Origin of the sequence: Pedobacter jeongneungensis, from assembly GCF_039538295.1 — a bacterium.
GTDB lineage: Bacteria > Bacteroidota > Bacteroidia > Sphingobacteriales > Sphingobacteriaceae > Pedobacter > Pedobacter jeongneungensis.
In genome coordinates, this window is sequence record NZ_BAABBY010000001.1 from 105,667 (window position 1) to 119,688 (window position 14,022).

General features: G+C 44.4%; 12 protein-coding genes. All 12 read left to right on the forward strand.

The window, feature by feature from the left end:
* Nucleotides 1-4: 4 nt before the first annotated feature.
* Nucleotides 5-334: an ArsR/SmtB family transcription factor gene (locus ABD769_RS00525; RefSeq protein WP_344848262.1), complete on the forward strand. Its 330-nt coding sequence runs from the start codon at nucleotides 5-7 to the stop codon at nucleotides 332-334.
* A gap of 38 nt (nucleotides 335-372) precedes the next feature.
* Entirely contained in the window at nucleotides 373-942 is a 570-nt protein-coding gene (locus ABD769_RS00530) for a DUF6428 family protein (protein WP_344848265.1), read from the forward strand.
* Nucleotides 943-949: 7 nt separating this feature from the next.
* Complete coding sequence (locus tag ABD769_RS00535; protein ID WP_344848268.1) at nucleotides 950-1,441, forward strand: GNAT family N-acetyltransferase; 492 nt, start codon at nucleotides 950-952, stop codon at nucleotides 1,439-1,441.
* A gap of 4 nt (nucleotides 1,442-1,445) precedes the next feature.
* Nucleotides 1,446-1,865 (forward strand): arsenate reductase ArsC, encoded by a 420-nt coding sequence (locus ABD769_RS00540; RefSeq protein WP_344848271.1) that lies wholly within the window; start codon nucleotides 1,446-1,448, stop codon nucleotides 1,863-1,865.
* A gap of 3 nt (nucleotides 1,866-1,868) precedes the next feature.
* Entirely contained in the window at nucleotides 1,869-2,948 is a 1,080-nt protein-coding gene (gene arsB, locus ABD769_RS00545) for an ACR3 family arsenite efflux transporter (RefSeq protein WP_344848274.1), read from the forward strand.
* Nucleotides 2,949-2,975: 27 nt separating this feature from the next.
* Complete coding sequence (locus ABD769_RS00550; RefSeq protein ID WP_344848276.1) at nucleotides 2,976-3,746, forward strand: metallophosphoesterase family protein; 771 nt, start codon at nucleotides 2,976-2,978, stop codon at nucleotides 3,744-3,746.
* A 9-nt stretch (nucleotides 3,747-3,755) separates the two neighbouring features.
* Entirely contained in the window at nucleotides 3,756-4,088 is a 333-nt protein-coding gene (locus tag ABD769_RS00555) for a helix-turn-helix domain-containing protein (RefSeq protein ID WP_344848279.1), read from the forward strand.
* 16 nt (nucleotides 4,089-4,104) lie between these two features.
* Entirely contained in the window at nucleotides 4,105-4,842 is a 738-nt protein-coding gene (locus ABD769_RS00560; protein WP_344848282.1) for a metallophosphoesterase family protein, read from the forward strand.
* A gap of 503 nt (nucleotides 4,843-5,345) precedes the next feature.
* Nucleotides 5,346-7,526 (forward strand): TonB-dependent receptor, encoded by a 2,181-nt coding sequence (locus ABD769_RS00565; protein ID WP_344848285.1) that lies wholly within the window; start codon nucleotides 5,346-5,348, stop codon nucleotides 7,524-7,526.
* A 416-nt stretch (nucleotides 7,527-7,942) separates the two neighbouring features.
* Nucleotides 7,943-8,263, forward strand: a complete 321-nt coding sequence (locus ABD769_RS24965; RefSeq protein WP_425568844.1) for a DUF6660 family protein — start codon at nucleotides 7,943-7,945, stop codon at nucleotides 8,261-8,263.
* 102 nt (nucleotides 8,264-8,365) lie between these two features.
* A complete protein-coding gene (locus ABD769_RS00570; protein ID WP_344848288.1) occupies nucleotides 8,366-12,748 on the forward strand; it encodes a CusA/CzcA family heavy metal efflux RND transporter in 4,383 nt (1,460 codons plus the stop codon).
* A 10-nt stretch (nucleotides 12,749-12,758) separates the two neighbouring features.
* A complete protein-coding gene (locus ABD769_RS00575) occupies nucleotides 12,759-13,991 on the forward strand; it encodes an efflux RND transporter periplasmic adaptor subunit (protein ID WP_056095224.1) in 1,233 nt (410 codons plus the stop codon).
* Nucleotides 13,992-14,022 lie beyond the last annotated feature (31 nt).

Below are 14,022 nucleotides of genomic sequence, written 5' to 3' on the forward strand. Positions count from 1 at the left end.
AATTATGGGACTTACAAGATCAGAAATATTCTCCGACGAGCAGAACCAGCTTTCCACACTGCTGAAAGCAATTGCGCATCCTGCCCGCATCGCCATCCTGCAAAGGATCCTTATATCCAATACCTGTATCTGCGGGGATCTGGTAGAGGAACTGGGCTTAGCACAGGCTACCATTTCGCAACACCTTAAAGAACTTAAAACAGCCGGGATCATTCAGGGAACGATCGAAGGCGTGAGTGTCTGCTATTGTATCAACCCTAAAACCTGGAAATTATTGGAAGAACAGTTGGGTACATTCTTTGGCTCGTACAAAGGCGAAACTACCTGCTGTTAACCTTTTTTTATTTATATCAATCGTTAAATTGCAATATTATGAACAATGCAGAATTGACCAACTGGCAAACATTTAAAGCCACATTAGAACAACATCCAGATTTAACCTTACAGTTCCAATATGCGGAAGGTAAGTGGGTAGACGCTTCATACCATATTACCGAAATCAAACAGGCACCAATCGTATCTGTGGATTGCGGAGGAAAAATGAATACCTGGACAGAAATTATCGTACAGCTTTGGGAGCCATCTGTACAAGACAGCGAAAGAGCCATGCAGGTCAGCAAAGCGTTGTCAATTGTAAGTCTGGTAGAAAAATCATTACCGCTCAATCCCCTGGGAACTGTTAAGATAGAGTTTGGAAACTCACAGTTTGATACCAGACAGATGTATCCCGGCGAATTTTTGATCGATGGCGATAACCTGATCGTTAACCTGATCCCTGATTTTACGCAGTGTAAAGCAATCGGACGTGGGGGAAGTTGTGGAACAACAGAAACAGGGGAAGAATGCTGTGTACCAGCGGTGAAAGAAGAAAAACCAAAATTACAGATGGTAAACCTTGCTGGGGCGGGACAGACCTGTGAACCCGGTTCGGGCTGCTGCTAATCAGCGTATGGAAATTATAGAATTACTCCCCTTGCACTGGGAAGAGGTTAGAATTATTTATCTACAAGGTATCGCCACTAAGCAGGCTACCTTTCAGACCGATGCCCCGGCATGGGAAGAATGGGACAAAGGCCACCTGGCTGGTCTCCGCTATGTCGCTATCATTGATGGCAACGTGGCAGGCTGGGCAGCTTTAACCCCTGTTTCAGGCAGATGTGTCTATGCAGGGGTAACAGAAGTGAGCGTCTATATACATGAAGGCTATCGTAGTAAAGGGATAGGTGGGGCGCTATTGCAAAAGCTGGTCACCGAAAGTGAGGCCAGTAACATCTGGACGCTGCAATCAGGCATCTTTCCGGAAAATACGGCAAGTATCGCCCTGCACGAAAAGCTCGGTTTTAGAAAAATCGGTTATCGCGAAAAGATCGGCAAGATGGACGGGGTATGGCGGGATACAGTGCTGATGGAACGAAGAAGTAAAATAACAGGAAAAGAATAAAAACATGAAAAAAATATTAGTACTCTGCACAGGAAACAGCTGTAGAAGCCAGCTGGCAGAAGGTTATTTAAGGCATTTTGCCGGAGACAATGCAGAGATCTACAGCGCAGGGATTGAAACACATGGCGTAAATCCAAAAGCTATCGCAGTCATGGCTGAAGATCATATCGATATTTCGGGACATACCTCGAACCATGTAGATGAATATGCCGGAATTGATTTTGATGCAGTAATCACTGTTTGCGATAATGCCAATGAAGCCTGTCCTTTCTTTCCGGGCAAGGTAGACCGCTTCCACCAGAATTTCCCTGACCCTGCAAAGGCTACAGGAACGCCAGAGGAAGTGCTGGACGAATTCAGAAGGGTACGTGAGCTGATCAAAGCCTATTCAGCAGATTTTGTAAACCAGTATATAAACAGATAAACCATGAGTGCAAACAATTGTGCCCCCGTTGCAGAACGAAAAAAACTGGGATTCCTTGACCGTTACCTGACCCTATGGATCTTTATCGCGATGGCGATAGGGGTTGGCATCGGCTATTTTATCCCATCATCTTCCGGTTTTATCAATTCCTTTTCCAGCGGTACAACCAACATCCCACTGGCCATCGGCCTGATCCTGATGATGTACCCGCCACTTGCCAAGGTAAAATATGAAAATATGGGCGAAGTGTTTAAGGATACTAAAGTGTTGAGCGTTTCCCTGGTGCTGAACTGGGTGGTCGGTCCGCTGTTGATGTTCTTTCTGGCCATTACTTTTTTAAGGGACTATCCTGAATATATGGTTGGCCTGATCCTGATCGGGCTAGCACGTTGTATCGCCATGGTGGTGGTATGGAACGAGCTGGCAGAAGGTAACCGCGAATATGCCGCTGGCCTGATCGCATTGAACAGCATCTTCCAGGTATTGTTATACAGCGTGTTTGCCTATATATTCATTACCGTATTGCCACCTTTCTTTGGCCTGAAAAGCCTTGAGGTAAATATAACCATTGGTGAGATCGCAAAAAGCGTGGGCATTTATTTAGGATTGCCATTTGCAATGGGTGTTATCAGCAGATATGCACTGATCAAACTCAAAGGTGAAGACTGGTTCCAGAACAGGTTTATACCATTTATATCTCCTATAACCCTGATCGCTTTGCTGTTTACCATTGTCATTATGTTCAGCCTGAAAGGTAACCTGATCGTACAGATACCAATGGACGTGGTTCGTATTGCCATACCGCTGGTGATCTATTTCTCTATCATGTTCATCGTCAGTTTTTTTGCAGGCAGGTATTTCGGGGCAGATTATTCTAGAAGTACTTCCATTGCCTTTACTGCCACTGGGAACAATTTTGAACTGGCGATCGCTGTGGCCATTGGTGTGTTTGGAATCAATTCGGGACAGGCATTTGCCGGAGTAATCGGACCTTTGGTGGAAGTACCCGCATTGATTGCCTTGGTTAACCTGGCCTTCTGGTTCAGGAAAAAATATTACGCGCCTGTACAGGTGCCGAATTAATCAAACTCAACAAACCTCAAAATAACTATGAAAATTGCTTTATTCTCTGACATCCATGCCAATCTTCCAGCACTGGAAGCGTTCTTTAAAGACGTTGAAACCAGAAATACCGATGCCATTTATTGCCTGGGCGACCTTGTGGGCTACAACATCTGGCCCAATGAAGTGATCGATGAGATCCGGAGGCGCGGCATACCCACCATTGCGGGAAATTATGATTGGGGCATTGGCCGATACAGTGATGATTGCGGCTGTGCCTATAAAACTGACGAAGAAAAAGAGATGGGCAAGGTGTCTATATCTTATACAAATGAAATTGTAAAAGATGAACAGCGCGCCTACCTAAGAACGCTTCCGGCACATATCAGACTGGAATACCAATTAAACCACGACAAACGGAATATCCTGTTCGTACACGGCAGTCCAAGAAAGGTAAACGAATACCTTTTTGAAGACCGTGAGGAGAAAAGCATGATCAGGATCATGGAGCAGGCCGATGCGGATATCATGTGTTTTGGTCATACCCATCAGCCTTACCACCGCATTTTAAATTCCGGAACTGATGGTAACGATCACTTCAGGCATGCGATCAATATCGGATCGGTCGGTAAGCCGAAGGACAAAGACCCAAGGGGCGGTTATGTGATCCTGACCATTAACCCGGAAAGCACAGTAACCGATAAAGACAGCATCCAGGTTGAATTCATCCGCTTTGATTACGATATCGAGAAAGCTGCAAAAGCAGTTGAGGACAGTCCCTTTCCCAATGAATATGCTGATATGTTACGTAACGGATAATGATCAGGAATGAGTTATTCCGATAAATATAATTCAGTTCCGGAGCAAAACAGCTTTGGGAGATTTATCAAGGAACAACGTTCCTTAAAAATGATGACCCAGAATGATCTCGCCAGCATGCTGGGACTTAACAGGACGCTTATTGCGAAGATAGAAATCAATAGGGTTCCTTTTAACTACAAAAGGCTGGATAAACTGGCAGAGATATTCGGGGCCGATCTTACAGAGGTTAAGCTTAAGTTTTACAGCTGGCATTTTACCAGCTTAATTAAAGAGGGAGGCTGCCCGTTGAAAGCGCTGGATCTGGCAAAAGCAAATTTTAAGAAACCAGATTTAAAATAATATAGAAATAAAGGAAATGAAAGTTGCATTATTTTCGGACGTACATGCCAATATCTTTGCTTTTGAAGCTATGCTCAAGGATATGGACAACCAAAAGCCCGACGCAGTTTATTGTCTGGGAGATCTTGTAGGTTATCACATCTATCCCAATGAAGTCATCGATGAAATCCGCAGGCGAGGGATTGCAACCCTGAAAGGCAATCATGACGAAAAAGTTGAAAACATCATTACCACTCCTGAAAGTTTAAATGAACCGGGTAAAAAATATGCTTATCATTTGATCCGTCAGGATAACATAGAATACCTGAAAACACTTCCGGCGCATATCAGGTTAGAATATAAGCTGAACAGTGAAAGGTTAAACCTTGTTTTCGCACATGGCAGCACCAGGAGCATAGATGAATATATCCTGATAGACACAGATGCAGACTATGTTTTGGAAATGCTTAAAGAAGCTGATGCGGATCTCCTGTTTATCGGACATTCACACAAACCCTATCATAGAATCCTGGAAACGCCAGATGGAAAGTTCAAACATGTGATCAACCTGGGGTCCGTAGGAAAGCCAAAAGACGGTGATCCAAGGGGATGTTACGTTATAGTCCATTTAAATGCAGGCAGTTCCACAACCGATAAAAATGGTATCGAAATTGAATTCAGACGTGTTGAATACGATGTGGAAGCATCTGCTAAAGCTATAATAGAAAGTCCATTGCCCGATGAGTTTGCTGATGCCTTGAGGCTTGCAAAATAATCTCAATCAATTGGACAATCAAATTTGAGGGTGCCGTGCTCTTATTGTTTATTTACAGGCTTTGCAACCGGTAATATCAGATAATAACGGCGCGGGTATCAGTAAATTTTATACTTTTACACCGTGAAATTCATTGCCCTGGTTTTATCTCTCATTGTATTTACGTTAACCGCGGTACCATGCTGTGCTTTAGCGCGAGAAGATAGCCATGCACTGAAAACCGATAAAGCGGAAAAACATGCTTGCAGTGAACATAATGATAATTGCTGCAAAGGCTGTTCACCGTTTTATGTCTGCGGTAACTGTATCGGCTTTACCATCACTACACGTACAATGATCGTTTTTGCGGTCCAGCTTTTACCTGTTCAGCACAATACGGCTTATATTCCACTTGAGCTCCAGGCTACTTCTATTTCCATCTGGCAGCCGCCCAAACTTTCGTAGTTTATTTTCCTATCGTCCTAAATGGACATATTTATCGAAATCATTATTTAAAGATCATTATGAAAAGAACGATTGTGGTTTTGGCTATACTGTTGTTTACAGCTACCGCCTTTGCCCAAAATACATATAAAGCCGTCATCAAAGACGCAAAGACAAATCAGGTACTTCCAGGAGCTACATTAAAAGTGATTGGGACGAACATTGGCACTAAATCAGATAGTGCAGGTATTGCAAGTGTCGGTGGCATACCTTCAGGTAAACAGATCATTCAGTTTAGTTATGTAGGCTATCAAACCAAAACTGATACGCTGACTTTTCCCCTTGCTGAAACTAACGTTTTGACTGTTTTGCTTACTGCAGCTGAAGAAGACCAGGAACTGGAGGATGTAGTGATCTCAGCTACAAGGAGCAGCCGTACCATTGATAATATTCCTACACGGGTCGAGGTCATCGCCGGGGAAGAATTGGATGAAAAGGGAAATATGAAACCTGGAGACATCCGCATGATGCTGGCAGAAAGTACCGGGATCCAGACCCAGCAGACTTCTGCGACCAGCGGAAACTCCAGTATCCGCATACAGGGACTGGACGGAAAATATACCCAGATCATTAGAGATGGCTTTCCGTTATACTCTGGTTTTTCAGGTGGTTTAGGCCTGCTTCAGATTGCGCCATTGGATCTGCAGCAGGTAGAAGTGATCAAAGGTTCATCGTCCACCCTTTACGGAGGTGGAGCAATTGCTGGACTGGTAAACCTGGTTTCTAAAAAACCGACGGAAGCGCGTCAGCTTAATTTCCTTTTGAACGGTACTTCTGCTTTGGGACTGGATGCCAGTGGTTTTTATGGACAGAAATTTGATAAAATAGGTATCACCGTTTATGGTGCATATAACAAAGGGACGGCCTATGATCCTTCTGATGTTGGCTTAACGGCCATCCCCAAGTTTGACCGTTTCACCCTGAACCCCAAGTTATTTTTTTATTTCAATGATGCGACCACGCTTTCGGCAGGAATCAACGCTACAACTGAAAAACGGATTGGCGGCGACCTGGATTATGTGAAGGGAAATGGCAGTGCTGCCCATTCTTATTTTGAGGAGAATAAAACTGGGCGTTACAGTTCTCAGGTTGAATTGGATCATAAACTGAGTGAAAAGGAAAAGCTGGTTATCCGCAATTCGGTGAGCTATTACGATCGGAGTATCGGATTGCCAAATTACCTGTTTTCAGGCGTTCAGGTATCAACCTACAGTGAGGCAAATTATAGCCGTAACGGAGAAAAAGCAGACTGGGTGTTGGGGATGAACTTTTTGACCGACAATTTTAAGGAAGACCGGAACAGTAGCAATGCACTCAGAAGTTACAATTATAATACCATTGGAGCATTTGCACAGAACACCTGGAACCTATCTAAAAAAATTAGTCTTGAATCAGGAGTAAGGGGAGATTACCACAATGAATATGGATTTTTCTTCTTACCAAGAATTTCCGGATTGTGGAAGATCAATGAACATTTTTCTACCCGCTTAGGCGGTGGTTTAGGTTATAAGGCGCCAACTGTATTTACCGAAGATGCCGAGCGGATCCAGTTCAGAAATGTAGCGCCTTTAGATGTGGCAAATACAAAGGCGGAACGCTCATATGGCGCCAACTATGATGTTAACTATCGCACCTCCCTGTTTGACGGAGCGGTTGGATTCAGCATCAATCAGATGTTTTTTTATACCCGTATCAATAACCCGATATTGTTGATGGCCTCTAGTGGTGGCAATCTCACCTATGTACAGCCGAAAGGCAATTTAGATACAAGGGGAATGGAAACTAATGCCAAAGTAACCTATGGTGATTTTAAACTTTTCATAGGTTATACATTGGCGGATGTAAACCAGCATACAGCAAGTACCAGCACGGGTTATCCGCTGGTTTCAAAGCACAGGTTAAATAATGTACTGATGTATGAGATTGAAGATAAGTGGAAGATCGGTGCAGAGGCATACTATTTCAGCAAACAGTTGCTAAATGATGGTGCCACTGGTAAAAGCTATTGGACCGCCGGTCTGATGGCAGAAAAGCTTTGGGAACGGTTTTCAGTTTTTGTGAATTTTGAGAATTTAACGGACACCAGGCAGACCAGCTTTGATTCTATCTATAGAGGAAGCATTACAAGTCCTGTTTTCAGGGACATCTATGCACCTGTCGATGGTTTTGTGGTAAATGGAGGGATAAAATTCAAACTTTAAACCTGGGGTAATTGACTTTTCTGTGTAGTTAATTCACATTTTAGCCGGGCTAGGGATTTGATATTTAAAAAATCCCTGGCCCGGCTGATTTGAAACTTTCATCGCGGTTAAAAGATAAGTCCCATAAGGAGCGTCCTTCTGGCTGGTTAGGGCAGTTGTGTAAGGTTCAGGGTTACCCCCTTGACTTGTATCATCAATAAATGAAAACTTCCTTCCCTTTTTACCCAGATTATATGAAGTTTTTTGGTTTGGGCAAAGGAGGTTTCCGGTTGTTTGTTCAAGTGGTGGAACTTTTGAAGGATGGGTGAAAAACTGTAGGCTATGATTATTTTAATTACAAAGTATTAAATTTTTTCAAACCAGGACTAAAAAATTTTGTTCTTAAATAAATTTATATATTTGGTAAAATTTTGAAAGTGAAAATATCCAGTTTGTTTCTCTGCTTCATTATCGTAATACTCAGCTGCATTCCATGCGCTGACGTATTGGCTATGGGCAAGTTGCATGGTGGACCTTTAACTGAAAAAAGCATAACAACACATTCTGCAGCAAAAGAACGCACTGATTTCTGTTCACCGTTCTGCGTTTGCTCGTGCTGTAATACCACTTCTGAAGTTATTTCTTCAACACCTCTTGTGGTAATCTCAAAACCAATAAGCTCAGAATATAATGAAGCTTACAGGGGTGAGGTTATCTCTTTACCATTATCTGTTTGGCAGCCGCCTAAATTAAGTTAAAAATCGATCTTCATTTCGATGCTGTGTTTTTGCCCGTAATCCATACGAGGCTACGCTGTGCATTGATCTGGCTTTTTTATTTTTTACTTAATTAAACAAATAATGCTGAAAAAAATTATTCAGTTTTCAATAGCGAACAAGCTTGTAATAGCCCTGTTCACTTTGGGGCTGATCGCATGGGGCGTATATTCCCTGAGACAACTTCCCATTGATGCCGTTCCCGATATCACCAATAATCAGGTTCAGGTCATAACCCTTAGCCCATCCCTTGCTACCCAGGAGGTAGAAAGGCTTATTTCCTATCCAGTAGAACAGACCATGTCCACCATACCTGAAATAGAGCAGGTCCGCTCCATTTCAAGGTTCGGACTATCGGTTGTAACCATCGTCTTCCAGGATGATGTTGACATCTACTGGGCGCGGCAACAGGTAAATGAAAAGCTTGCCGAGGCCAAGAATAACATCCCATCAGGACTTGGTAATCCGGAAATATCACCCATCTCAACAGGTCTTGGGGAGATATACCAGTATGTGATCCATGCAAAGCCCGGATTCGAAAAGAAATTCAATGCACGCGAGCTGCGCAGCATCCAGGACTGGATCGTAAGAAGACAGCTCCTTGGAACGCCGGGCATTGCGGAGGTCAACAGTTTCGGTGGACTTTTGAAACAGTATGAGATTGCGCTTGATCCCGATAAGCTGCGTAGCCTGAACCTGAGCATCAGCGATGTTTTCGATGCCCTGGAACAGAACAATCAGAACACGGGGGGCGCCTATATAGACAAAAAGCCCAATGCGTATTTTATAAGGAGCGAAGGCCTGGTCGGCAATCTTGATGACATCAATAAGATCGTTGTCAAAAACAATGCGAACGGAATCCCGGTGCTTATCCACGATATCGCCACCGTACAGATCGGCAGTTCAATCCGTTATGGCGCACTTACCCGTGCAACAAAGGATGGAGAAGGTGAGGCTGTTGGCGGTATAGTAATGATGCTGAAAGGCGCAAATGCCAATAACGTGGTAAAACAGGTGAAGGCTAAGATAGACAGAATCAGTAAAACTCTACCTAAGGGGGTAACCATTGAACCGTTCTTAGATAGAAGTGCGCTTGTTGACCGTGCCATGGGCACAGTAGCCAAAAACCTGATCGAGGGCGCCCTGATTGTTATTTTTGTCCTGGTTCTCTTCCTTGGGAATTTTAGGGCCGGGCTTGTTGTAGCTTCAGTGATTCCGCTAGCTATGCTTTTTGCGATTTCCCTGATGAACCTTTTTGGCGTATCGGGAAACCTGATGAGTCTTGGCGCGATAGATTTCGGACTTATCGTCGATGGGGCCGTAATTATTGTGGAAGCCACAATGCACATCCTCTCTGGGAATAAGCTTGGCCGCGCTTATACACAGGCCGAAATGGATGAGCAGGTTGAAAAATCTGCCGTGCGGATGATGAGCGCTGCGGCATTTGGACAGATCATTATTCTGATCGTTTATCTTCCCATCCTTGCCCTTGTAGGTATTGAAGGCAAGATGTTCGGCCCTATGGCACAAACCGTTTCCTTTGCCATATTGGGGGCCTTTATTTTGTCCCTTACCTATGTTCCTATGGTTTCCTCGCTGTTCTTAAGCAAAAAAGTTGCGCATAAAAAGAATTTTTCAGATCGGATGATGGATTTTTTCCAGCGCCATTACACTCCAATGATCAAGACTGCACTCAATAAAAGAGTAATTGTTGTGGCATCATCGGTTGTTCTTCTGGCCATCAGTATTTTTATCTTTACCCGGATGGGGGGAGAATTCATCCCCACATTGGAGGAAGGTGATTTTGCGGTAGAAACCAGGCTACTTACCGGCAGTTCTCTATCCCAGACCATTGATAAAGTAAATCAGGCTTCAAAAATCCTTGTAGAAAAGTTTCCAGAGGTGAAAGAAGTAATTGGTAAGGTCGGTGCTGCTGAGATTCCTACCGATCCCATGCCAATGGAAGCATGTGATCTGACCATCATACTCAAAGATAAAAAAGACTGGACCACTACCCATGATAGGGAAGAACTGGCCGAGTTGATGAGTAAGGCACTTGAAGAAGTTCCTGGAGTTAGTTTTGGTTTTTCACAACCAATCCAATTACGCTCAAATGAACTTATCTCGGGAGTTAGACAGGATATTGGGATCAAAGTTTTCGGAGATGACCTCGAATCCCTCACCAGTATCTCCCAAAAGATCGGGAAAATTGTTTCGGGGGTAGAGGGCGCAAAAGATCTCTATCTGGAACAGGCAACCGGTCTGCCACAGATAGTAGTAAAGATCAACCGTGACCGGATTGCACAATATGGATTGAGCATAGGGACGGTTAACCAGGCACTCAACACTGCTTTTGCAGGACAGTCTGCGGGGCTGGTATATGAGGGAGAGCAGCGTTACGATATCATTGTGCGCCTTTCCCAACAGAACCGCCAAGGTATTGACGATGTTAAAAATGTCTATGTGACTGCCCCGAACGGCAATCAGGTTCCACTTGACCAACTTGCTGACATAGAGTTTAAGATCGGCCCTAACCAGATTCAACGTGAGGATACCAAACGGCGCATCATAGTGGGACTGAATGTCCGTGGCCGTGATATCCAGAGTGTAGTAACAGAGATTGAGCAGAAAATAAACGAACAGATCAAAATGCCCGCAGGATATTACATTACCTATGGAGGGCAGTTCGAAAACTTAAAAGAGGCGACACAAAGGCTCTCTATTGCCGTTCCGGTTGCACTTTTACTGATATTGCTATTACTGTATTTCTCATTTGGATCTGTAAAACAGTCGATACTGATTTTTTCTGCTATTCCGATGGCCGCAATCGGGGGAATATTTGCCTTAATCCTGAGGGGAATGCCTTTCAGCATTTCCGCCGGTGTTGGATTTATTGCATTATTCGGGGTAGCCGTGCTCAACGGAATCGTACTGATTACCGAATTCAACAGATTGAAAAAAATGGATAAATATAGTATAAGGGACATTGTCCTCAAGGGAACTGCTATCCGTCTGAGACCTGTACTGATGACCGCAACTGTAGCCTCTCTTGGGTTCCTTCCAATGGCAATATCCAGTGCAGCAGGCGCTGAGGTGCAGAAACCACTAGCAACCGTAGTAATCGGGGGACTGATTACTTCCACCATATTAACCTTAATCGTACTTCCAGTGCTATATACTTATTTTGAAGGTTGGAAAAGCAAAAAAACTGCCCTTCCAACAACTGTAGTTACCCTAGCGGTGTTTTTTGGACTTTTCATTTTATCGGGACAGGCGCAGGCGCAGACGGTTCCCACCAAGGGTATGAGCCTTGAGCAGGCTTTGAGCACAGCATTGAGTAATAACCAGGCTGTGAAATCCTCAACCCTGCAGATTGGCAGGCAACAGGCGCTAAGGGGATCCTCAACAGATCTGGGGAAGACCAGCTTTGAGGTGCAGTACGGACAGATGAATACCATCAAACGCGACAATAACTTTTCGGCCTCTCAGAACATACCCTATCCGGGGCTGTTCAAAAGTCAGCGCAACTTGTATGATGCGCAGATCAGGGGAGCCGAAATCGGCCTTCAGGTAACACAAAGAGAACTTTCCTATCAGGTGAAAAGCGTTTACGCCCAGTTGAGCTATTTCATTGCCCTTCAAAAGCTATACAAAAGCCAGGACAGTGTTTACAGTAACTTTCTGAAGGCCGCCTCATTGAGGTACCAGGCAGGAGAGACCAATCTGCTTGAAAAAACTACCGCCGAAACTCAGTATAATGAGGTTCGCAACCAGATGAGCAAGAACGAAGCTGATATCCTTGCTTATACCGCCGAACTTAAGCGTTTGCTGAATACCAGGGAACAGATCAGCATCATGAACGCGGACTTTGGCCAGGTAGTCTGGAATGTTAGCCAGGCTGATACCGTTACATCAGAAAATCCAATTCTTGCGCTGCAGGCCCAGCAGATAGATATTGCCGACAAGACGGTAAGGCTCGAGCGCTCACGCTCCGGCCCCGATTTCAGTATCGGCTATTTCAACCAGTCCATTATCGGAGCACAGAATGTTGGCGGTCAGGATCTTTATTTTAATGGAGGCAAACGTTTTCAGGGAGTTTCCGCCGGGATCTCCATACCGCTTTTCTTTAAGCCTTTCTCCTCAAGGATAAAAGCCGCAAAGATAGATAAGCAGGTAGCCGAAAGCGATTTTATCCTTTCCCAGACAGATCTTCGTGGAAGGTATGAGCAGGCCTTCCAGGACCTTCAGAAAAATTCCAGAAGTATCGCCTATTATAAGAACAGTGCCCTGCCGAATGCCAACCTGATCCTAAAGCAGTCCCAGATTGCATTTCAGGCAGGGGAGATCGGCTATGTAGAGTATCTGCAGGCCCTGCGTACCTACTCTGATATCCGCTTCAGCTATCTGGAGGCCATCAACCAATACAATCAATCAGTATACACATTACAGTACCTAAAAGGTCAATAACAATATAAAAATGAAAAAAATATTAAAAGCCCTCAGCCGATTATCTTACATAGGGGCACTGGCAGTAGTGCTTTCTTCCTGCGGCAGCAAGGAAAAAGATGGCGCTGGAACAGAAGCCTCTGCAGACAGCACGGCCACCGAGGAAAGCAACTCAGTAGAGCTCAGCCAGTCACAGTTCAAGTCTGTAGGGATAGAGCTGGGAAGTCCCGAGCTCCGTGCACTCAGCGGTATGCTGAAAGTAAATGGCTTTATTGACGTGCCACCACAGAACCTGGTGAGCATTACCACTCAGATGGGCGGTATTGTAAAATCCACTCCGCTTTTACAGGGGACAAAGGTGAGCAAAGGTCAGGTTATCGCCATACTCCAGAATCAGGAATATGTGCAGATGCAACAGGATTACCTGGAGAGCAAAAGCCAGCTTGAACTTTCGGATTCTGAATACAAAAGACAACAGACCCTTGCCCAGCAAAACGTTAATGCTCAAAAAACACTCCAACAGGCCAAAGCAGCTTATCTGGGAAATCTTGCAAGGGAAAATGCATTAAAGCAACGTCTTCAACTGATCAATATCAATCCGTCCTCGCTAAACGCCGGCAATATCCGTAGCCAGATAAATATCTACTCGCCTATCAATGGCTATGTAACCAAGGTTAACGTAAATACGGGCAAATTTGTGGCCCCCAATGATGCAATGTTCGAAATCGTAAACAGTTCGAATCTCCACGTTGAGCTCAACGTTTTCGAGAAAGATGCACAAAAGGTAAAAAAAGGACAGAAGGTGCTTTTTTCACTCACCAATGATTCAACCCAGCGTACTGCTGTCGTACAGCTGGTAGGCGGTGAGATCAATGCCGATAAGACCGTGACCGTTCATGCTATTGCCCAGGGAAGCGCCGGGTTTATCCCTGGTACTTACCTTAAGGCTTTCATCGAAACAGGTGCCGTGCAGGTAATGGCTTTGCCTTCTGCAGCGGTTGTAGACTTTGAGGGCAAAAAATACATTTTCGTCCAGAACTCGGCGGAAAAAAAGGCAAAGGAACCAGCAAAAAACGAGTCGGGAAACAAAGAAAGCGCCACTGAGGCCGGCCATCATTTCGAAATGGTAGAGGTTACAACGGGTATATCCGATGGCGGTTATATAGAGGTAACTATGCCTTCGGGACGGGATTTTACAGGCAAGGTTGTACTTAAAGGTACATATGATCTGCTGTCAAAAATGAAGAACAGCGAAGAAGAGTAAAGTCCCCACAAAGAATTTTTAGTACACACAT